Annotated in this window: 15 protein-coding genes and 1 pseudogene; 15 read left to right on the forward strand and 1 reads right to left on the reverse strand. The window is 39.5% G+C overall.

The window, feature by feature from the left end; translation table 11 throughout:
- Positions 1-171: 171 nt before the first annotated feature.
- From LO754_RS02305 to pyrG, 9 genes and pseudogenes are all read left to right on the forward strand, one after another.
- Positions 172-2,406, forward strand: a complete 2,235-nt coding sequence (locus LO754_RS02305; RefSeq protein WP_231785503.1) for a heterodisulfide reductase-related iron-sulfur binding cluster — start codon at positions 172-174, stop codon at positions 2,404-2,406.
- Between the two features lie 199 nt (positions 2,407-2,605).
- Positions 2,606-3,811, forward strand: a complete 1,206-nt coding sequence (locus tag LO754_RS02310; RefSeq protein ID WP_231785504.1) for an acetyl-CoA C-acetyltransferase — start codon at positions 2,606-2,608, stop codon at positions 3,809-3,811.
- On the forward strand, positions 3,811-4,662 hold the full coding sequence (locus LO754_RS02315; protein ID WP_024362872.1) for a 3-hydroxybutyryl-CoA dehydrogenase: 852 nt from the start codon (positions 3,811-3,813) through the stop codon (positions 4,660-4,662). The genes LO754_RS02310 and LO754_RS02315 overlap by 1 nt, the downstream gene beginning before the upstream one ends.
- Before the next feature lie 197 nt (positions 4,663-4,859).
- Positions 4,860-5,993 carry an acyl-CoA dehydrogenase gene (locus tag LO754_RS02320; protein ID WP_024362873.1) on the forward strand — a complete coding sequence of 378 codons (1,134 nt, stop codon included), beginning with the start codon at positions 4,860-4,862 and terminating at the stop codon, positions 5,991-5,993.
- Positions 5,994-6,098: 105 nt separating this feature from the next.
- A pseudogene (locus tag LO754_RS02325) lies at positions 6,099-7,235 on the forward strand (acyl-CoA dehydrogenase).
- A gap of 3 nt (positions 7,236-7,238) precedes the next feature.
- Positions 7,239-7,871 carry a TetR/AcrR family transcriptional regulator gene (locus tag LO754_RS02330; RefSeq protein WP_024362875.1) on the forward strand — a complete coding sequence of 211 codons (633 nt, stop codon included), beginning with the start codon at positions 7,239-7,241 and terminating at the stop codon, positions 7,869-7,871.
- Positions 7,872-8,165: 294 nt separating this feature from the next.
- Positions 8,166-11,414 (forward strand): fused isobutyryl-CoA mutase/GTPase IcmF, encoded by a 3,249-nt coding sequence (icmF, locus tag LO754_RS02335; protein WP_231785505.1) that lies wholly within the window; start codon positions 8,166-8,168, stop codon positions 11,412-11,414.
- Between the two features lie 463 nt (positions 11,415-11,877).
- Entirely contained in the window at positions 11,878-12,405 is a 528-nt protein-coding gene (rpoE, locus tag LO754_RS02340) for a DNA-directed RNA polymerase subunit delta (protein ID WP_024362877.1), read from the forward strand.
- Positions 12,406-13,125: 720 nt separating this feature from the next.
- A complete protein-coding gene (gene pyrG, locus LO754_RS02345; protein WP_024362878.1) occupies positions 13,126-14,718 on the forward strand; it encodes a CTP synthase in 1,593 nt (530 codons plus the stop codon).
- 74 nt (positions 14,719-14,792) lie between these two features.
- On the opposite strand, the gene LO754_RS02350 is transcribed toward pyrG, so the two are convergent.
- Positions 14,793-15,320, reverse strand: coding sequence for a DUF2529 family protein (locus LO754_RS02350; protein ID WP_231785506.1), 528 nt, complete (start codon positions 15,318-15,320; stop codon positions 14,793-14,795).
- A gap of 156 nt (positions 15,321-15,476) precedes the next feature.
- Here LO754_RS02350 and LO754_RS02355 point away from each other — a divergent pair, with 156 nt between their 5' ends.
- The 6 genes from LO754_RS02355 (at position 15,477) to rho (ending at position 21,968) form a co-directional block, all read left to right on the forward strand.
- On the forward strand, positions 15,477-15,836 hold the full coding sequence (locus LO754_RS02355) for a response regulator (protein ID WP_231785507.1): 360 nt from the start codon (positions 15,477-15,479) through the stop codon (positions 15,834-15,836).
- Between the two features lie 644 nt (positions 15,837-16,480).
- On the forward strand, positions 16,481-17,335 hold the full coding sequence (locus tag LO754_RS02360) for a class II fructose-bisphosphate aldolase (protein ID WP_024362881.1): 855 nt from the start codon (positions 16,481-16,483) through the stop codon (positions 17,333-17,335).
- A 151-nt stretch (positions 17,336-17,486) separates the two neighbouring features.
- Positions 17,487-18,137 carry a fructose-6-phosphate aldolase gene (fsa, locus tag LO754_RS02365; RefSeq protein ID WP_024362882.1) on the forward strand — a complete coding sequence of 217 codons (651 nt, stop codon included), beginning with the start codon at positions 17,487-17,489 and terminating at the stop codon, positions 18,135-18,137.
- Between the two features lie 60 nt (positions 18,138-18,197).
- Entirely contained in the window at positions 18,198-19,484 is a 1,287-nt protein-coding gene (gene murA, locus LO754_RS02370) for a UDP-N-acetylglucosamine 1-carboxyvinyltransferase (protein ID WP_024362883.1), read from the forward strand.
- A 96-nt stretch (positions 19,485-19,580) separates the two neighbouring features.
- Positions 19,581-20,537 (forward strand): class II fructose-bisphosphatase, encoded by a 957-nt coding sequence (gene glpX / locus LO754_RS02375; RefSeq protein ID WP_024362884.1) that lies wholly within the window; start codon positions 19,581-19,583, stop codon positions 20,535-20,537.
- 147 nt (positions 20,538-20,684) lie between these two features.
- Entirely contained in the window at positions 20,685-21,968 is a 1,284-nt protein-coding gene (gene rho, locus LO754_RS02380) for a transcription termination factor Rho (protein WP_231785508.1), read from the forward strand.
- Positions 21,969-22,134: the final 166 nt, after the last annotated feature.

The following is a 22,134-nucleotide window of genomic DNA, read 5'->3' on the forward strand; positions in this document are numbered from 1 at the left end:
TAAAATGTAAGAATATAAAATTATCAGAAATTTTTTCGTTTTATGTTGACTGAATGCTCACTCATTTATTAGAATGTGGATATAGTGGTGAAATGTCATACATTTACGTTTGAGCTAGAAATATTAACACAAAGAGAGAAAATTTACGACAAACTAAAGGGGGGACCAACCATGAGTCCATTAGTAATTGCAAACATTGTTCTAACAGTCGTGGTTGTGCTTTATGCAGTAGGGTTATTTATCTATCTGTTAAAAACACGCTATAAATTTGTGCAATTGGGGAAAAAGGTTGAGTTTGATGAAAGTGTCCAAGAACGCATTCGTTATTTAATGGTGAATGTGTTTGGTCAAAATAAGCTGTTAAAGGATCCTAAAAGTGGTTTAATTCACGTGATGTTCTTTTATGGTTTCTTAATGGTTCAGTTAGGGGCTATCGATTTAATTTGGAAGGGGTTAGTACCAGGCTCTCATTTACCACTTGGCATGTTCTATGGTGTATTCACATTCTTCCAAGAGCTAGTAGTATTAATGATTTTAGTGGCGGTTGTCTGGGCATTTTATCGTCGCTATGTGGAAAAACTAGTACGTCTAAAACGAGGCTGGAAAAATGGTCTTGTATTGATTTTTATTGGTGGCTTAATGCTTTCAACATTGCTGGCAAACGGTATGGGTCTTATCTGGCATGGCGAAGGTTTAACGTACACAGAGCCTGTTGCTTCTAGCATTGCAGCAATTTTTAGTTTTTTACCAACGTCTGCAGCAGCAACTGTTTTCTATATAGCATGGTGGGCTCATTTATTAATATTATTAACGTTTTTAATTTATGTACCGCAATCGAAGCATTTCCACTTGATTATCAGCCCTATCAATGTGTATATGAACCGCTTAGATCGCACAGGTACGTTAACGCCAATCGACTTCGAGGCGCTTGAGGAAGCTGGTGAAAATGCTGAAAGTGAAGACGATATCCCATCTATCGGGGTAGGACGTATTCAAGACTTTACGCAAAAACAAATGCTAGATTTATATTCTTGTGTAGAATGTGGCCGTTGTACAAATATGTGCCCAGCAACAGGAACTGGCAAAATGCTTTCACCAATGGATTTAATCGTTAAGCTTCGGGATCATTTAACATTTACGGGTGCGGTTGTAACAAAGCAAAAACCGTGGGTGCCTTATCAATTTTTTGCAAATACAAAGGGCAATCAGCTTGCAATGGCAGCAGGTGCTGAAGGGGCAGTAATTGAGGATATTTATAGTCCATCTTTAATCGGGGATGTAATTACAGAGGAAGAGATTTGGGCATGTACAACTTGCCGTAACTGTGAAGATCAATGTCCTGTTATGAACGAGCATGTCGATAAAATCATTGACTTACGTCGCTACTTAACGATGACGGAAGGAAAAGTAAACTCAGATGCACAGCGTGCAATGACAAACATTGAACGCCAAGGAAATCCTTGGGGACTAAATCGAAAAGAAAAAGAAAACTGGCGTGATTTAGACCCAACAATCCATATTCCAACCGTGAAGGAACTGAAAAAATCAGGCGAAGAAATGGAGTACTTGTTGTGGGTAGGCTCTATGGGTGCTTTTGATAATCGCTCTCAAAAAATTGCTTTAGCTTTCTGCCGTCTAATGAACGAAGCGGGCGTGAAGTTTGCAATTCTAGGAAATAAAGAGAAAAACTCAGGGGATACACCACGTCGTTTAGGAAATGAATTTTTATTCCAAGAGTTGGCAACAGCCAATATTGATGAGTTTGAGAAAAATGATGTAAAGAAAATCGTCACAATTGATCCGCACGCATATAATATCTTTAAAAATGAATATCAAGATTTTGGTTGGAAAGGCGAAGTCTATCACCATACGGAATTACTAAATCAATTGATTGAAGAAAATCGTTTAGTACTGAACTATGAAGTAGAGGAAACAATTGTCTTCCACGACTCTTGTTATTTAGGTCGTTACAATGATGTCTACGATGCGCCACGTGAAATTTTACGAGGTATTCCAGGTGTGAAGCTGGTGGAAATGGAACGCAATCGTGAAACAGCCATGTGCTGTGGCGCAGGTGGTGGCTTAATGTGGATGGAAGAGCATGTTGGCAATCGCATTAATGTAGCACGAACAGAGCAGGCGTTAGCAACGAATGCTTCAGTTATTTCTTCAGGATGCCCATACTGTTTAACGATGTTAGAGGACGGTACAAAGGCAAAAGAGGTTGAAGATACTATCAGCACATTCGATGTAGCAGAATTACTAGAACGCTCTGTATTTGGGGAAAAAGTGAAAACTGTTGCAGACAATGTTGATGAACTAACAGAAGAAATGCTAGAAGAAGTGGTAGCATCTGTTGACTCACAAGAGCAAGACAAGAATGAAGAGCTAAACGCAGAGAAATGATAATTATTGTAGAAATATTTTCTTTATCTGAAAAATATAAATTGCACAATAATTAATTGTTTTGTAGAATAAGATTAATTGGAAATGGGAGTTATTAAAAAACTCCCATTTTTTATCGAGAAGAGTCGAGCGAGCGTTCAGTCAACAATGATCGCTTTGATACTTCTTCGAGTAACGTAAAACAAAAGGGGTGTTTTACTTGAATAGAGCTGTAATATTAGCAGGAGCAAGAACGGCATTTGGTAAATTTGGTGGTTCACTTTCCACTCTTAGCGCCAGTGACTTAGGTGCTATCGCCATTAAAGGCGCATTGGAAAAGGCAAATATCGCTCCAGATGCAGTAGGTGAAGTAATTTTAGGGTCAGTTTTACAAGGTGGGCAAGGGCAAATACCATCAAGACAGGCTTCACTGAAGGCAGAATTACCAGTAGCAGTCAAAACTGAAACGATTAATAAAGTTTGTGCGTCGGGGATGCGCGCAGTAACATTAGCCGATCAGTTAATTCGTTTAGGGGACGAAGAAGTAATTATTGCTGGTGGTATGGAATCGATGTCAAATGCACCGTATTATCTTCAAAATGGTCGCACAGGTTTACGAATGGGCGATTCAACAATGGTAGACGGCATGCTTTATGACGGTTTAACTTGTGCCTTTCATCAGGCAAGACCACCTATGGGGAGCTACGGTAATAAGGCAGCAGGTGAATTTTCCTTAAGTCGTCAAGAACAAGATGCATGGGCTGTCCGCAGTCATGAACGTGCGATTGCATCCATTGAACAAGGTTATTTTGCCGAGGAGATTGTGCCTGTACAAATCGCACAACGTAAGGGTGATCCGCTTGTAGTCAATACCGACGAAGCACCAAGACCTGGCACTACGCAGGAAGTGCTCTCTAAGCTCAAGCCAGCCTTTGAAAAGGATGGTTCCATAACAGCAGGCAATGCACCAGGTGTCAATGATGGCGCATGTGCTCTTGTCATCATGAATGAAGACCGCGCAATACGGGAAGGTAGAGAGCCACTCGCTGTCATTATCGGTCATGCAGAACTGGCAATTGAACCAGAAAATTTCCCGCAAACACCAGGTCTTGTGATTAACAGCCTACTAAAAAAGACGGGGAAATCATTAGCAGACATCGATTTAATTGAAATCAACGAAGCCTTTGCAGCAGTAGCGCTTATTAGCAACCAGTTGGCAGATCTTGATGCAGAAAAAGTAAATGTCAACGGTGGTGCAGTAGCGCTAGGTCATCCGATTGGCGCATCCGGTGCACGCATTATCTTAACACTAGCACATGAATTAAAACGCCGTGGTGGTGGAATCGGGATTGCGGCAATTTGTTCAGGTGGCGGGCAAGGCGATGCCATAATGATTGAAGTACCAAAACAAAGGGGACATGAATAATGGGAATTCAAAAAGTAATGGTAATTGGTGCAGGGCAAATGGGTTCAGGGATTGCGCAAGTTTGTGCACAAGCTGGCTATGACGTGTTATTGAATGATATACAGCAATCCTTTTTTGAGCGTGGATTAAGCGTTATCACAAAAAACTTAACACGTGATGTTGAAAAGGGTCGTAAAACAGCAGATGAAAAAATGGCTATTCTAAGTCGCATTCAGATGTCACTAGATTTAAAGGATGCTAGTGATGTTGATATTATTATCGAGGCAGCAGTTGAAAATATGGAAGTGAAGCAATCCATTTTCAAGCAATTAGATACAATTGCACCTGCTCACGCCATACTGGCGACAAATACATCATCTCTGCCGATTACAGAAATTGCAGCAGTCACAAACCGGCCAGAGCAAGTAATCGGGATGCACTTTATGAACCCAGTACCTGTTATGAAGCTTGTCGAAATTATTAGAGGTTTAGCGACGGCTGACGAGGTTTACAAAGCTGTGGAAGAAATGACTGTAAAGTTAGCAAAAACACCAGTGGAAGTAAATGACTTCCCAGGCTTTATTGCAAACCGCATTTTACTGCCGATGATTAATGAAGCAATTTATGCATTATATGAGGGAGTCGCATCGAAAGAAGCGATCGATGATGTGATGAAGCTGGGCATGAATCATCCGATGGGGCCATTAACATTAGCAGACTTTATCGGCTTAGATACATGTTTATCTATTATGGAAATTTTACATGAGGGCCTAGGTGATAGTAAGTACAGACCTTGTCCTTTATTACGCAAATATGTAGCAGCAGGTTGGCTAGGTAAAAAATCAGGAAGAGGCTTTTACGTTTACGAATAGTCCTATGGGGATGGGATATTCAGAATAATTACACCTAGGCGTAATGGTGTTCAGATTTTGGAGTGCAGGCTCAATAAAATTTGTGCTAGCCATCGAGGTCTTAACTTACTTTAGCTAGGCGTTACATTTAGAGGGCTTTTGCTAAAAGTATGTTAATGTGTAATGCTACGTGACAGCATAGAGGGGTGACATTATAGATGCATTTACAATTTACGGATGAGCAATTAATGATGCGTGATATGGTGCGCGATTTCTCACAGGAGAAAATCGCACCGTGGGTAGAACGAATGGAGGCTGGTGAGTTTCCGCGTGAACTGCTTACACAAATGGGTGAATTAGGTTTAATGGGCATCACAACCCCAGAAGAACTAGGTGGCTCTGCGATGGATTTTACTTCGTATATTATCGCAATCAATGAATTATCAAAAGTGAGCGCAGTGATGGGTGTTATATTATCAGTACATACGTCTGTAGGTACAAACCCAATTATTTATTTTGGTAACGATGAGCAAAAACAACGTTATGTTCCGAAGCTAGCAGCAGGTGAATATTTAGGGGCATTTTGTTTAACAGAGCCAAGTGCGGGTTCGGATGCAGGCTCTTTACAGTCAAAAGCAGTACGTGATGGTGATGAATATGTCATTAACGGCTCAAAAGTATTTATTACAAACGGAGGCGAAGCAGATGTTTATATCGTTTTTGCCTCCACTAATCAAGCTGCAAAAACACGTGGCATTTCAGCATTTATTGTTGAAAAGGGTACGCCGGGCCTAATTATAGGCAAGGATGAGCACAAAATGGGGCTACATGGTTCACGTACGGTCCAATTAACATTTGATAACTGTCGAATTCCGGTCGCTAACCTTCTAGGGGAAGAAGGAGAGGGCTTCAAAATCGCAATGGCAAATTTGGATGTGGGGCGCATAGGAATCGCGGCACAAGCTTTAGGAATCGCTGAAGCAGCTCTTGAAGCAGCGACTGCATACGCCAAAGAGCGTGTGCAATTTGGCAAACCAATCGCCGTACAGCAAGGAGTTGGCTTTAAGCTAGCCGATATGGCAACGGCTGTAGAAGCGGCAAAATTGCTTGTGTATCGTGCAGCTGATTTACGTGCGAAAGGTTTACCATGTGGAGCAGAGGCATCAATGGCAAAACTCTTTGCTTCTCGAACAGCTGTACAAACAGCGATTGAAGCCGTACAAATTTTTGGTGGCTACGGTTACACCGAGGATTATCCAGTAGAACGTTATTTCCGTGATGCTAAAGTGACAGAAATTTACGAAGGTACAAGTGAAATTCAAAAACTAGTGATTAGTAAATATTTAATTTAATAGAGTGCCAACATTCGTAAAAGAATTTAGTTTATGCACACGTATTTATAGGCAATTCAATAAAGGAACAGGCGAACTTCATTAAAATTAAAGGGGAAATGGACAATGAACTTTCAATTAACAGAAGAACATGAACAATTACGTGAAATGATTCGCGACTTTGCTTTAAATGAGGTAGCACCAACAGCCGCAGAACGCGATGAAAATGAAGAATTTGATCGTGCCATTTTTGATAAGATGGCTGAATTAGGCTTAACAGGTATTCCGTGGCCAGAAGAATATGGTGGTGCAGGCTTTGACTACCTTGCCTATGTCATTGCTGTTGAAGAATTATCTCGTGTATGTGCTTCGACAGGGGTAACATTATCTGCTCATACTTCTTTAGCAGGTTGACCGCTATATAAATTTGGTACTGAAGAACAAAAACAAAAGTACCTGCGACCAATGGCAGAAGGCAAACATATCGGTGCTTATGGTTTAACAGAGCCAGGTTCTGGTTCGGATGCTGGTGGTATGAGAACGTATGCAAAACGCGATGGCGATGATTATATTCTAAATGGTTCAAAGATTTTTATTACAAACGGTGGCGTAGCAGATACATATATCGTATTTGCAGTAACAGACCCAGAAGCGAAAAACGGCACGTCCGCTTTTATCGTTGAAGCAGGTTTTGCAGGTTTTTCAGTCGGTAAAAAGGAGAAAAAACTAGGGATTCGTTCATCACCGACAACAGAAATTATTTTCGATAACTGCCGTGTACCAAAAGAAAACTTACTTGGGGCTGAAGGAGACGGCTTTAAAATTGCAATGACAACACTTGATGGTGGACGTAACGGCATTGCAGCTCAAGCAGTAGGAATTGCGCAAGGTGCTTTAGATGCTGCGGTTGAATATGCCAAAGAGCGTGTACAATTCGGTAAGCCAATTACTGCAAACCAAGGTGTGTCCTTTAAATTAGCGGATATGGCAACGCAAATTGAAGCATCTCGTCTGCTTACATACCAAGCTGCTTGGTTAGAGACAAACAATCTTCCTTACGGTAAGGCATCGGCAATGGCAAAGTTAATGGCTGGTGATACAGCAATGAGCGTCACAACTGAGGCAGTTCAAGTCTTTGGTGGTTATGGTTACACGAAAGATTATCCAGTAGAACGCTTTATGCGTGATGCGAAAATTACTCAAATTTACGAAGGTACACAAGAGATTCAACGTCTTGTTATCTCGCGTATGTTGACGAAATAATTTATGACAGAAAAGAACAAAAGACCCCAAGTCCAGTCAACCGTGAAAGACGAAAATCTCATTGCCATCCGCCGAGAACAAATGATTCAAGGTGCTATTAAATTATTTAAAGAAAAAGGATTCCATCGTGCTACTACAAGAGAAATTGCTAAAGCAGCAGGTTTTAGTATCGGTACATTATATGAATATATTCGTACAAAAGAAGATGTACTATACCTCGTTTGTGATAGCATCTACCACCATGCGATGGAACGTCTATCAAGCTATGAGATAAAGGCAGGAACGATAGAAGAGTTAAAAGAAATGATTCGTGAGTATTTTTTACAAATCGATAGCATGGTAGATGAATTAACAATCATGTATCAGGAAACGAAATCATTATCCAAAGAAGCACAGCGTTATGTTTTTAGTAAAGAGTTTGAGATGGTTGCCACTTTTGAACGATTGTTAAAACGGTGCGTACAGTCAGGGGAACTAACAATGACTGATCAGCAAATTCATTTAGCAGCAAATAATTTAGTTGTTCAAGGTCAAAGCTGGGCGTTCCGCAAATGGGCGCTTCACCGTCAACATACGCTTGACGAGTATATTGAAATGCAAACAACATTGTTCATTTCAGGCATTAAGGGGTTTTAATAAGTTCCAAAGGGGTTTGTCGGTAATTGCATAATGCGACATTGCAATTACCGATTTTTTTCATAATGGCGTATGGCGCAGAGCTGATGGTATTTCACTAGGCTCAAGAAGCCCATACAATGTGTCGATTTTTCATTTGAACGAGTCGGAAGCTGGCATTTAACAGTGATTCACTGCTTGCTAGCAAAGCATCGGTACGAAGCAAAATGGTTCTGTGTTTGTACTTTTTAAATGATGAAATCAATGCAAACATTGATGAAAAGATTTACTAAGGGGAGAAAGTAGGGGTTTCATATGACAAAGGTAGAAGTGTATCGTCCAAAAAATCACGTACGTTTTGTTACAGCATCAAGTCTTTTTGATGGTCATGATGCTTCGGTCAATATTATGCGACGGATTTTACAATCGAGCGGTGTGGAAGTCATTCATTTGGGACATAATCGCTCTGTAGAAGAAGTCGTCAATGCTGCGATTCAAGAGGATGCACAAGGCATTGCTGTATCTTCTTATCAAGGCGGCCATATGGAATACTTTAAATATATGTATGATTTACTGCGTGAGAAAGGTGCACCGCATATTAAAATATACGGCGGCGGTGGCGGTGTGATCTTGCCTCGTGAAATTAAAGAATTACATGCTTACGGCGTTGCAGGTATTTTCTCACCAGAAGATGGTCGTGTATTAGGGCTGCAAGGTATGATTAATGAGCAAATTAAAGGTACAGATTTTCCAACTGCAACTGGTGACTATTTAGAAAAGCTAGATGCTTTAACAACTGAAACACCAGAAATTTTAGCAAATTTAATAACCGCAGCTGAATCGAATAACGATGAAGAAACGAAAAGAATGCTAGAGGAAGCACGTAAGCGCTCAAAAGGAACACCGATTTTAGGGATTACAGGTACAGGTGGTGCTGGTAAATCCTCTTTAACGGATGAGCTTATCCGTCGTTTTTTAAAAGAATTCCCAGAAAAGCGTGTAGCAATTTTATCGGTGGATCCAACAAAGCAAAAAACAGGTGGCGCTTTACTTGGAGATCGTATTCGTATGAATGCTATTTTCAATAATCGTGTCTATATGCGAAGTTTAGCAACACGTGGTTCTCGTACGGAGCTTTCGGCTTCTATTGGCGATGTATTGGATGTTGTACGTGTGGCAGGCTATGATTTAATCATCGTTGAAACGAGTGGTATTGGTCAAGGCGATGCAGAAATTACAAAATTCACTGATTTATCCATGTATGTAATGACGAGCGAATTTGGAGCACCGACACAGCTTGAGAAAATCGATATGATTGATTTTGCTGATGTCATTGCCATCAATAAATTTGAACGAAAAGGCTCAGAAGACGCACTACGTCAAGTACAGAAGCAATACCAACGTTCTCGAGAGCTTTGGGATGAACCAATCGATAAAATGCCTGTTTACGGCACGATTGCCAGTCAATTTAATGATAAAGGAACGAATGCGTTATTTGCTGCATTGGTTCAGATTATTAACCAAAAAACAGGAAGCAATTGGGAAACAGGTTACGAACAATTTGCCAAAACGCAAAAGCAGGATGTTATTATTCCGAATGATCGTCGCTATTATCTTCGTGAAATAACTGATACAGTGCGTGGCTATCATAAAAAAACAGAGCAGCAGGTTGCATTTGCTCGTCGCTTATTCCAATTAGAAGGTGCCATCGCAGCAGTAATGGAAAAGGCGCCAGATGATGCCCTTGTTGCATCACTTACTTCTTTAGCGGAAGGTGTACGAGATGAATTAACAGCAGAATCAAAGCGTATTTTAGATAATTGGCAAGCATTGAAAGAAGCTTATGCTGGGGATGAGTTTGTAACCAAAGTGCGCGATAAGGAAATTCGTACAATTTTAACGACAACGAGTCTTTCAGGCACAAAAATACCGAAAGTTGTACTGCCGAAGTTTGTGGACTACGGTGAAATTTTACGTTGGGTATATCGTGAAAATGTACCAGGAGAATTCCCTTATACAGCAGGTGTATTCCAGTTCAAGCGTGAAGGAGAAGATCCGAAACGACAATTTGCTGGCGAGGGTACACCAGAACGTACAAATAAACGCTTCCACTATTTATCGAAAGATGATGATGCTAAACGTTTATCAACCGCGTTTGACTCGGTAACGCTCTATGGCGAGGATCCTGATTACCGTCCAGATATTTACGGTAAAGTTGGTGAATCAGGCGTCTCTATTTGTACGCTTGAGGATATGAAAAAGCTCTATGCAGGCTTTGACCTTTGTGCACCTTCAACCTCTGTATCTATGACAATTAATGGACCAGCGCCAATTATTTTGGCGATGTTTATGAATACAGCTATTGATCAACAAGTTCAATTACGAGAAAAAGAACTAGGAAGACCATTAACAGTTGAAGAATTTACAGAGACGCGTGAGAAAACATTGCAGGTTGTGCGTGGTACAGTACAGGCTGATATTTTAAAAGAAGATCAAGGGCAAAATACATGTATTTTCTCTACGGAATTTGCGCTTCGCATGATGGGCGATATTCAACAATATTTTATCGACAAAAAAGTGCGTAACTACTATTCTGTCTCTATTTCGGGCTATCATATTGCAGAAGCAGGAGCGAACCCAATTTCACAGCTAGCATTTACACTTGCAAACGGCTTTACGTATGTTGAATATTATTTAAGCCGAGGTATGAATATTGATGATTTCGCACCAAATTTATCATTCTTCTTCTCAAACGGTTTAGATCCGGAGTATACAGTAATTGGCCGTGTAGCACGTCGTATTTGGGCAGTTGTCATGCGTGATAAATACGGTGCAAATGACCGTGCACAAAAGCTTAAATATCATATCCAAACTTCTGGGCGAAGTTTGCATGCTCAAGAAATAGATTTTAATGATATTCGAACAACATTACAGGCACTTATGGCATTGCAAGATAATTGTAACTCTTTGCATACAAATGCATATGATGAAGCCATTACTACGCCAACAGAGGAATCAGTAAGACGGGCAATGGCAATACAAATGATTATTACAAAAGAACATGGCTTAGCGAAAAATGAAAATCCATTACAAGGTGCATTTATCGTAGAGGAATTGACGGATTTAGTAGAGGAAGCTGTGTTAGAAGAGTTTGATCGTATTAATGATCGTGGCGGTGTACTGGGTGCGATGGAAACCCAATATCAACGCGGTAAAATTCAAGAAGAATCGATGCATTATGAAATGTTAAAGCATTCAGGTGAATTACCAATCATCGGTGTTAACACATACTTAAACCCGAATCCGCCTACAGATGATGCGATTGATAATATGGAAATTGCTCGTGCGTCATCAGAAGAAAAAGAAACACAAATTCGCAATTTACAGTTATTCTGGCAACAGCATGAGGGGGCAACAGAAGCAGCGATAGCCCGCTTACAAGAGGTAGCTGTAAACAATGGCAATATTTTCGAAGAGCTAATGGAAACTGTAAAAGTAGCGAGTCTAGGACAAATTACAAAGGCTTTATATGAAGTCGGAGGACAATTCCGTCGCAATATGTAAAACAAAAGACTGTGAATTTGCTTAATGAGGAACGGCAATGCTAGTCTATCCGAAAAACTGCTAATTTTTTAGTGTCTAGTCATACGATTAGGCACTTCTTTTTATTTTCGTTATAATAGAAATGTAAAAAAGAGGGGGGCGCAGCGGAGGATGAAATCAATAATTCACTACATTATTGTTTTAGCTTTAGTATTAGGAGTCATTTTCCTGTATAATAAGCAAATTGGCGCTATTCCTTTACTTTTATTATCGATATATTTGTTTTTTCTAGGGATAAAAAAAATGTGTAATATAAAAAACAGTAATTGAAGGTAGCAAAGAGACTAAAACATTGTATATAATGGGTATTATGCTTATGGTATGGAAAGTTACTTTTGTGCGGTCTTTTTTAGCTGCGCTCCGAAAATAAAGCACTATTTAATTTTAAAACGTCCATTGTGATGAGAGGAAGGAAGTGCACGAATTGAATTTTCGTGAAATGACAAAGGAACAATTAGCGGAAGAATCGTTAATTAACTTAGCTTATGCAATTTTAACAGAAAAACGTGCTTCAGTGTCATTTAATGACCTGCTTACAATTATTAAAGAGCTTGTTGGCTATAGCGATGAAGAAATAAAATCACGCTTACTACAATTTTACACAGATATGAACATTGATGGACGTTTCTTATTCAATCAAGAAACTGGTTGGGGCTTACGTGAATGGTTTAAAGTTGAACAAATCGAAGAAGAAACAGCTCCTTCTGTGAAAACACATAAGAAAAAATCTAAAGCTGCTCTTGATGATGAAGATGATATAGAGGAAGATTTAGACGAAGAAGAAATTGACTTCGATGAAGACTATGAAGAATTTGTTGAAGAAGAAATCGATGAAGAAAAAGAAGATATCGACTTTGATGAAGAAGATATAGAAGATATTGATGAAGAAATAGATGAAGATTTCATTGAAGATGATGAAGAATTTGAAGAAGAAGAAGAGGAAGAAGTGTAAGACTAACTTGCTTTGAATTTTCTTACTTTTTTACATGTAGTAAAAATTCTTGACTTCTATCACGGTTACGTTTAATCTTTTACTTGGGCTCCTTAAAAAAAGGAGAAAGACCGTGTATATAATACGCTCCCCCTGCAAACCTATGCAGGAGGGGCGTTTTTTTTGTTTTTAACTTACTTTGGGAAGCTAAATTAAGTTAAAGGCTTGGCAGAAGGTACAGTTTTAAAATCCGCTTTTTTAGCAGGTTTGAATAAATCTGAACGCATACGCCGAGAGGGTAATTAATCAATATTCAGTCAAGCACTCCCATACGTATAGATAAGGATAGCAAGCTATATGTTGCAGAACTATTCTTTATGTAAAGTAAATCGGTGACTGAGAATATGTTAGTGCTTCTAGTGGAGGGATAATGAAATTGCTCACAAGAGAGGAATGCAAAATCACTTTACGATGAAGGACAATGTAGAAAAGGAAAGTAAAAAAGAGATAGAAACGATTACAGCTTCGAATTGACTGCATCTTATGTAGGCATTCTCGGCTTTTCTTATTTTAGGGATAGGAAAGCATAGATGTTTCTTATTCAGGTCCATACAACGGTGTTGAACGTTTACATTACCTTCCTGCAATTAGGCGAATCGGTAAACATAAGTGACATATTGGATGGACGCAATATACTTTTTTTACTAACAAGATCTAGAACAACATAAGGAGGAATTTTTCATGACAAAGTATATTTTTGTAACAGGTGGGGTAGTGTCATCACTTGGAAAAGGGATTGTTGCAGCATCTCTAGGACGTTTATTAAAAAACCGTGGGTTAGAAGTTACAATTCAAAAATTTGACCCATATATCAATATCGACCCAGGTACAATGAGTCCTTATCAACATGGTGAGGTATTTGTAACAGATGATGGTGCAGAGGCTGACTTAGACTTAGGTCACTATGAACGCTTCATTGACATTAACCTAGGAAAACATTCAACTGTGACATCTGGTCGCGTTTATCAATCTGTTTTACAAAAAGAACGTCGTGGTGATTACAACGGTGGAACAGTCCAAGTAATTCCTCATATTACAAATGAAATTAAAGATCGTATCCAACGCGCTGGACGTGAAACAAACGCAGATGTTGTTATTACAGAGGTTGGGGGAACTGTAGGCGATATTGAATCACTACCATTCCTAGAAGCCATTCGTCAAATGAAAACAAACTTAGGTCATAACAATGTCATGTATGTACACTGTACACTAATTCCTTACATTAAAGCTGCTGGTGAATTAAAAACAAAACCAACGCAACATTCTGTTAAAGAATTACGTTCTTTAGGGATTCAACCAAATATTATCGTTGTGCGTACAGAACAAGAAGTACCACAAGATATGAAAGAAAAACTAGCATTGTTCTGTGACGTACAACCTCATGAAATTATTGAATCTCGTGATGCAGAGCACTTATATGAAGTACCTTTAAATCTCCATGCACAAGATTTCGATGATATCGTGCTTGATCATTTCGGCATTAAAGCGCCAGAGGCAGATATGGAAGAATGGCGTGACCTTGTGGCAAAAGTGAAGAGCTTACCAAATAAACGCAGAGTGGCATTAGTAGGGAAATATGTTGAGCTACAAGATGCTTATATTTCAGTAGTAGAAGCGTTAAAACATGCAGGTTATGCGTTTAACTCTGATATTGATATTGATTGGATTAATGCAGAGCATGTAGATGCTGATAATGTTGTATCGTTACTTAAAGGTGCAGATGCTATTTTAGTTCCTGGTGGCTTTGGTGATCGCGGGGTTGAGGGCAAAATTTTAGCTACGCAATATGCTCGTGAGAATAATGTACCATTCTTAGGGATTTGCTTAGGTATGCAATTAGCAACAATTGAATTTGCTCGTAACGTACTAGGCTTAAAAGGAGCACATTCTACAGAGCTTGATGCAGAAACACAGTATCCTATTATTGATTTCCTACCAGATCAAAACGATAGCGTAGATATTGGTGGAACATTACGTTTAGGTTTATATCCATGTAAGTTAAAAGAAGGCTCAAAAGCAAGTGATGCTTATGGCAAAGAGCTTGTCTATGAACGTCACCGTCATCGTTATGAATTTAACAATGAATACCGTGAAGCAATGGAAGCAGAAGGTCTTGTGTTCTCAGGAACAAGCCCAGATGGAAAATTAGTGGAAATCATTGAACTACCAGAAAACAATTTCTTTGTAGCATGCCAATTCCACCCAGAGTTCGTGTCACGTCCAAACCGTCCACAACCATTATTCCGTGATTTCATTGGTGCAACATTTAAATAATACTAAAAAGGATGTCTCGTTATGACGAGACATCCTTTTGTTTATAGCTTTTTTGTGTGCATATTAAGAAACAATTATAGTTCCTCATCCAAGCCAAGTATTTCATCATAAATTACTTTTACAGCTTCATAAATGAACAGTGCAGCTATTGCATGCGGTACAACAATACGCTCACCTAAATCATTAGGCATTAAACCACCGCGCATACGAGTAGAGATATATGTATACGCTAAATCGGCTAATGGATTTTCGTTATTTGCTACTTCACTCGCCACTGCTGCAAATGGTATAAATTGAGCACTCAATTTTTGTGCTAAGGCTAATGCTTCCTGATCATGTGCACTGCGTGTAAAAATACAGATGCGATCTGCTTCGCTAACGACTGTATGCTCGGTCCAAGGGAGTAGCTTAGAAAAACGCTCAACACCTTGAAGTGCATTTAATTCGACAACTTGCATTTCACCAAAGCAAGCAAAATAGACATTGCCTTCGCCTATCGCAGCTTGTGCAAGTAATCGTGCTGTTTCTTCAATAGCTTCTTCTTCATTTTGTGTTATTCTTTGTAATAATCCGCTCAACTGTGTTGTTAGAATTTTTGACATGATTCCACCTCAATCAATATTATATGGATGTGTGAAGCATAAAGCAAAAGAGTAGATAATTTATAATACTAGAAGGTATTAAGCTGTAAAAGGAGAATATTACATATATAGATCTTTTTGTGCAAGAATAATAATTCAAAAAGGGCGGAATGCAATGTGAAACGATTACTAATTGTTGATGATCAGCAGGGAATTCGTTTGCTATTAAATGAAGTATTAAAAAAAGAAGGTTACGTTACATATTTAGCAGCGAATGGCGCTGAGGCACTACGTTATGCAGAGGAAGAATCGATAGACTGTGTATTGCTAGACATGAAGATTCCTGGCATGGATGGCATAGAAATTTTAAAGCGTTTAAAAGAGAAATGGGCTGAATTACCTGTCTTTATGATGACAGCATACGGTGAATTAGATGTTGTTCAGGAGGCGTTGGAATTAGGGGCAATTCGATATTTTACGAAGCCATTTGATATTTTTGAAGTGCGTGACGAAGTAAATAAAACGTTAAAAACATAGTTAAGCAGGCAGTGGCAAACACCGCCTGTTTTTTTATACATAGGTGTTATTTGTTGCGCATGCTAGTGCTGTTGATGTGTGCTACAACGGACGCTTTCCGCGGGCACACACGTAAGCCGCAACACTCGCTAACGCGCAGAATGCCCGCGTCTTACGTTGTGTGCGTTCCCGCAGGAGTCGACGTCTCCGCTACCATCAACTCAGACTAACTGCTACGTTACTCTCCACTTTCGGTGGCTTATAGAAAAAAAGTGCCCCTGTCGCTGCGTTGCACTTCGCTATCGGTGCAAAAATAGTAGCCCCTGAAATTTCTTTTCAGGGGCTTATAGAAAAAAGTGCCCCTGTCGCTGCGTTGCACTTCGCTATCGGTGCAAAAATAGTAGCCCCTGAAATTTCTTTTCAGGGGCTTATAGAAAAAAGTGCCCCTGTCGCTGCGTTGCACTTCGCTATCGGTGCAAAAATAGTAGCCCCTGAAATTTCTTTTCAGGGGCTTATAGAAAAAAGTGCCCCTGTCGCTACGTTGCACTTCGCTATCGGGGCAAAAATATAAGCCCCTGAAATTTCTTTTCAGGGGCTTATATTTTTGCTATGATTGAATAGCACAATTATGTATAAAGAATAGTCCTAAAAGGAGGATTTTTAGTATGGCGTTAGTATCTATGAAAGAGATGTTAATTAAAGCAAAGGCAGAAGGTTATGCAGTTGGTCAATTCAACATCAACAACCTTGAATGGACGCAAGCAATTTTACAAGCAGCAGAAGAAGAAAAATCACCGGTTATCCTTGGCGTATCTGAGGGCGCAGGTAAATATATGGGCGGATTTATTTCAGTTGTACACATGGTAAAAGGTTTAATGGAATCTTATGGTACGACAGTGCCAGTAGCTATTCACCTTGACCATGGTTCAAGCTTTGAAAAATGTAAAGAAGCGATTGATGCAGGATTTACTTCTGTTATGATTGATGCATCACATCATCCTTTCGAAGAAAATATTGCAATTACTTCAAAAGTAGTTGAATATGCACATGCGAAAGGCGTTTCTGTAGAAGCTGAGCTTGGAACAGTTGGCGGCGACGAAGATGGCGTAATTGGTGGTATTATGTACGCTGATCCAGAAGAGTGCCGTAAAATGGTTGAATTAACAGATATCGATTGCTTAGCACCAGCGCTCGGCTCTGTTCATGGTCCATACAAAGGTGAACCAAACTTAGGTTTCAAAGAAATGGAAGAAATCTCTAAATTAGCAGATCTTCCTTTAGTATTACATGGTGGTACAGGTATTCCAACAAAAGATATTCAACGTTCCATTTCATTAGGTACCGCTAAAATTAACGTGAATACTGAAAATCAAATCGCTGCGACTAAAGTGATTCGTGAAATCCTTGACAACGATAAAGTTGTTTACGATCCACGTAAATTCCTAGCACCAGCACGTGAAGCAATTAAAACAACAGTTATCGGTAAAATCCGTGAATTTGGTAGTGCACAAAAAGCATAATTTTTGCTTCACATATGGTACAAAAGCATAGATGAATACACATAATAAGAGAAGTGTTGATGCTAGCAATCGACCTTCTCTTGTTTTTGAAATCATAACTTTTTTGAAAAAAATTAATAATATAAATAAATAGGGTTAGGGAGGAAATATTATGAAATTTTTTATTGATACAGCAAACTTTGATGAAATTAAAGAAGCACACGCATGGGGCATTTTATCAGGCGTTACAACAAACCCATCATTAGTGGCAAAAGAGGAGAACGTATCTTTCCATGATCGTCTACGTGAAATTGCCGAGCTAGTTGATGGCTCAGTAAGTGGAGAAGTTATTGCATTAGATGCTGAAGGTATGATTAAAGAAGGTTTAGAATTAGCGGCTATTGCACCGAATATTACAGTGAAATTACCAATGACACCCGCTGGTTTAGAAGCGTGTCGCTTCTTTGCAAACAAAGGCATTAAAACAAACGTAACACTTATTTTCAGTGCCAACCAAGCATTAATGGCTGCGCGTGCAGGTGCTACATATGTATCACCATTTATAGGCCGTTTAGATGATATTGGTCAAAATGGTGTTGAACTTATCGAAACAATTTCAGATATTTTCACAATCCATAATATCGAAACACAAATTATTGCTGCTTCTATTCGTCACCCGCAACATGTAACGGCAGCAGCTCTTGCTGGCGCACATATTTCAACAACTCCTTTCAAAGTGTTAAAACAACTTTTCCACCATCCATTAACGGAAAAAGGAATTGAAGGATTTTTAGCGGATTGGAATAAGCGAAAAGGTGAATAATAAGATTATAAAGTGAGTCAAATGCAAAAATTACTTTCCAATCATGAGGGAGAACGCGAAATGGATGTTTATAAAATTACAGGCGAAAATCGTCTAAAGGGTACAATTAAAGTTAGTGGTGCAAAAAATAGTGCAGTCGCCTTAATTCCAGCATCAATTTTGGCGAACTCTCCAGTGACAATTGGAGGGATTCCCGAAATTTCAGATGCTTGGACTTTAAAAGCCTTGTTAGAAGAGATTGGTGGAGAAGTGCAATTTGAGGATGGCAAAATGATTATTGATCCATCCGATATGGTTGCACTACCGTTGCCAAATGGTAATGTAAAAAAACTCCGCGCCTCTTATTATTTAATGGGTGCCATGCTTGGTCGCTTTAAAAAGGCTGTCATCGGTTTGCCGGGTGGCTGTTTCTTAGGGCCGCGTCCAATCGATCAACACATTAAAGGGTTTGAAGCCCTTGGCGCTAAAATTACTAACGAGCATGGTGCGATTTATTTGCGTGCTGAAGAATTAATCGGCGCTAAAATTTATTTAGACGTCGCAAGCGTTGGCGCAACAATCAATATTATGCTTGCTGCGGTACGTGCAAAGGGACGTACGGTTATTGAAAATGCCGCAAAAGAACCTGAAATAATTGACGTAGCCACACTCCTGACGAATATGGGTGCCAATATTAAAGGTGCGGGTACAAGTGTTATTCGCATTGAAGGTGTTGAGGAACTGCATGGAACGGAACATACAATTATTCCAGACCGTATTGAAGCCGCTACATTTATGATAATGGCAGCAGCAGTTGGCGACGGCATTACGATAGATAATGTCATTCCATTGCATTTAGAGGCAATTACAGCAAAGCTTCGTGAAATGGGCGTCAAGATTGACATAGACGAGGAAAGTATTTTTGTTCCTAAAACAGACCTATCTACATTGCAAGCGGTTGACGTCAAAACGATAGTTTATCCTGGGTTCCCTACGGATATTCAGCAACCACTTTCTGTGTTAATGACGCAAGCTCTTGGCTCTTCAAAGATCACAGATACCATTTATACGGCTCGTTTTAAGCATATTGATGAACTACGTCGTATGAATGCCAACGCACGTGTAGAAGGAAATACAGCGATAATTACTGGTCCAAGTAAATTACATGGCTCAAGTGTCACTGCGACAGACCTTCGCGCAGGTGCAGCATTAGTTCTAGCTGGCTTATTAGCTGAAGGTGAAACTGAAATTCATGATATCTATCATATTGAACGTGGCTATAGCTCACTTATTGAAAAATTACGTGACTTAGGCGCAGATATTCGACGTGAAACAATTATGGTTAGCGTTGCAGAGGCAAAGGAGTAATGTAAGGTAAAAGTTTTGAGCCAATTATGTTACAATAAAGGTAATTTGAATGTTTCGGTAAAATAAAACATGCCGATAACGGGAGGCAAAACAACAATGGAACGCAGTTTATCGATGGAAGTAGTACGAGTAACAGAGGCAGCAGCAATCGCATCCGGGAAATGGATGGGTCGCGGTTTGAAAATTGAGGCAGATGATGCAGCAACGACAGCAATGCGCTCAATGTTCGATACGATTCCAATGCATGCTACAGTAGTAATTGGGGAAGGCGAAATGGACGAAGCACCAATGCTTTATATTGGTGAGGAGCTTGGTCTTCGTAATGGCGGTCCCAAAGTAGATATAGCAGTCGATCCTTTAGAAGGTACTAATATAGTGGCAAAAGGTACAAACGGTGCTATGACTGTATTAGCAATTGCTGATAAAGGTAATCTATTAAATGCACCAGATATGTACATGGAGAAAATTGCTGTAGGACCAGAAGCGGCAGGAAAAGTTGATATTAACGCCTCTGTTACTTATAATTTATTACAAGTAGCAAAAGCAAAAAATAAAGATATTTCAGATGTAGTAGCTACTCTATTAGATCGCCCACGCCATCAAGCGATAGTAGATGAGATTCGTGAAGCGGGAGCTCGTATTAAATTTATTCAAGATGGTGATGTGGGAGCAGCGATTAACACTGCCTTTGATGAAACAGGCATCGACATTATGTTTGGTATGGGCGGTGCACCTGAGGGTGTTATATCGGCTGTTGCATTAAAATGCCTTGGCGGAGACTTCCAGGCTAAATTAGTGCCAGAAGATGAAGAACAGTTAGAACGCTGTAAACAAATGGGCGTAGATGTAGATAAAGTTCTTTACTTAGATGATTTAGTAAAAGGTGACGATGCAATTTTTGCAGCAACCGCTGTTACAGATTGTGAGCTATTAAAAGGTGTGCAGTACAAAGGTGCTTATGCTTTAACGCATTCAGTCGTTATGCGAGCGAAGTCAGGTACTGTGCGTTTTGTAGAAGGTCGTCACGCTCTTGATAAAAAACCTAGCTATTAATAATATTTTCTTCTAAAATATACCTAGTGCAACTATTTGCACTAGGTACCTTCTTCTTCATTTAAACCATCCCATAGTTTTACTTTAAAACTTCTATGTTTACCCCAATACATGCATTATATTTTGAAAAAGACTGGAGTTGTGCATATGTCTACATTGACAATCGCTCAATTAGAAAACATGACGTTAAAGGAGCTTTACGCCCTCGCACGCCAATACAAAATTTCGTATTATAGCAAACTAACGAAAAAGGAATTAATTTTTGCTATTTTGAAAACGCGTTCAGAGCAAGAGGGTTATTTCTTTATGGAAGGGGTACTTGAGATTGTATCGCAAGAGGGCTTTGGCTTCCTTCGACCAATCAATTACTCACCAAGTAAAGAGGATATTTATATTTCTGCTTCTCAAATACGTCGTTTTGATCTTCGTAATGGGGATAAAGTGTCTGGTAAAGTGCGTCCCCCTAAAGAAAATGAACGGTACTATGGATTACTACAGGTGGATGCTGTAAATGGAGAAGATCCTGAAGTAGCAAAAGAACGTGTTCACTTCCCAGCATTGACGCCGTTATATCCTGATCGCCAAATCAAGCTTGAAACTACACAGCGCAATCTATCGACTCGAATTATGGATTTAGTAGCACCAGTAGGATTTGGTCAACGTGGATTAATCGTTGCGCCACCCAAGGCTGGTAAAACATCATTATTAAAAGAAATTGCTAACGCTATTACAACAAATCATCCAGAGGCAGAGTTAATCGTATTACTGATTGATGAACGTCCTGAGGAAGTAACGGATATTGAGCGTTCTGTAAATGCGGATGTCGTAAGTTCTACTTTCGATGAAGTTCCGGAAAATCATGTGAAGGTAGCAGAAATTGTGTTAGAACGTGCACGCCGCTTAGTAGAGCATAAACGTGATGTGATTATTTTAATGGACTCCATTACACGTCTTGCTCGTGCATACAACTTAGTTATTCCGCCAAGTGGTCGTACGCTGTCAGGTGGTATCGATCCTGCGGCCTTCCATAGACCAAAACGATTCTTCGGTTCTGCTCGTAATATTGAAGAAGGTGGTAGCTTAACAATTTTAGCTACAGCTTTAGTAGATACAGGTTCACGTATGGACGAAGTTATTTATGAAGAGTTTAAAGGGACGGGTAACTTAGAGTTGCACTTAGATCGTCAATTAGCAGAGCGTCGTATTTTCCCTGCGCTTGATATTCGTCGTTCAGGTACACGTAAGGAAGAATTGCTTCTTGAGCCAGAACAACTTGAAAAACTATGGGCAATCCGAAAAACATTTTCAGATGCGCCAGATTTTGCAGAGCGTTTCTTGAAAAAGCTACGCACAACAAAATCAAACGAAGAATTTTTCGAAAAGTTAAATGAAGATATGAAAAAAGCCACTAAAGGTATAGGCCTACTTTAAGGTGCCAGTCACTCAAACAATTCTCAAACAATTTATCTACACTCGGAAACACCAGTAACGATTGTCGTTACTGGTGTTTTTTTACGGCTTCAATAAAAGTATAGCTAAAATGATAATCATTATCAATAAGTGTTTAAGAAGAACGTATTTCTTTTGGCTACGAAGT

The organism is Lysinibacillus sp. GJ-1 (assembly GCF_021166035.1).
GTDB classification, from domain to species: Bacteria; Bacillota; Bacilli; order Bacillales_A; family Planococcaceae; genus Lysinibacillus; species Lysinibacillus sphaericus.

Excerpts from the sequence above, each read along its gene's own strand:
- LO754_RS02360 (WP_024362881.1), top strand. The coding sequence starts at position 16,481 with ATGGCGTTAGTATCTATGAAAGAGATGTTAATTAAAGCAAAGGCAGAA.
- icmF (WP_231785505.1), top strand. The coding sequence starts at position 8,166 with ATGACAAAGGTAGAAGTGTATCGTCCAAAAAATCACGTACGTTTTGTT.
- rho (WP_231785508.1), top strand. The coding sequence starts at position 20,685 with ATGTCTACATTGACAATCGCTCAATTAGAAAACATGACGTTAAAGGAG.
- LO754_RS02350 (WP_231785506.1), bottom strand. The coding sequence starts at position 15,320 with ATGTCAAAAATTCTAACAACACAGTTGAGCGGATTATTACAAAGAATA.
- LO754_RS02330 (WP_024362875.1), top strand. The coding sequence starts at position 7,239 with ATGACAGAAAAGAACAAAAGACCCCAAGTCCAGTCAACCGTGAAAGAC.
- LO754_RS02305 (WP_231785503.1), top strand. The coding sequence starts at position 172 with ATGAGTCCATTAGTAATTGCAAACATTGTTCTAACAGTCGTGGTTGTG.
- LO754_RS02320 (WP_024362873.1), top strand. The coding sequence starts at position 4,860 with ATGCATTTACAATTTACGGATGAGCAATTAATGATGCGTGATATGGTG.
- pyrG (WP_024362878.1), top strand. The coding sequence starts at position 13,126 with ATGACAAAGTATATTTTTGTAACAGGTGGGGTAGTGTCATCACTTGGA.
- fsa (WP_024362882.1), top strand. The coding sequence starts at position 17,487 with ATGAAATTTTTTATTGATACAGCAAACTTTGATGAAATTAAAGAAGCA.
- LO754_RS02315 (WP_024362872.1), top strand. The coding sequence starts at position 3,811 with ATGGGAATTCAAAAAGTAATGGTAATTGGTGCAGGGCAAATGGGTTCA.
- murA (WP_024362883.1), top strand. The coding sequence starts at position 18,198 with ATGGATGTTTATAAAATTACAGGCGAAAATCGTCTAAAGGGTACAATT.
- glpX (WP_024362884.1), top strand. The coding sequence starts at position 19,581 with ATGGAACGCAGTTTATCGATGGAAGTAGTACGAGTAACAGAGGCAGCA.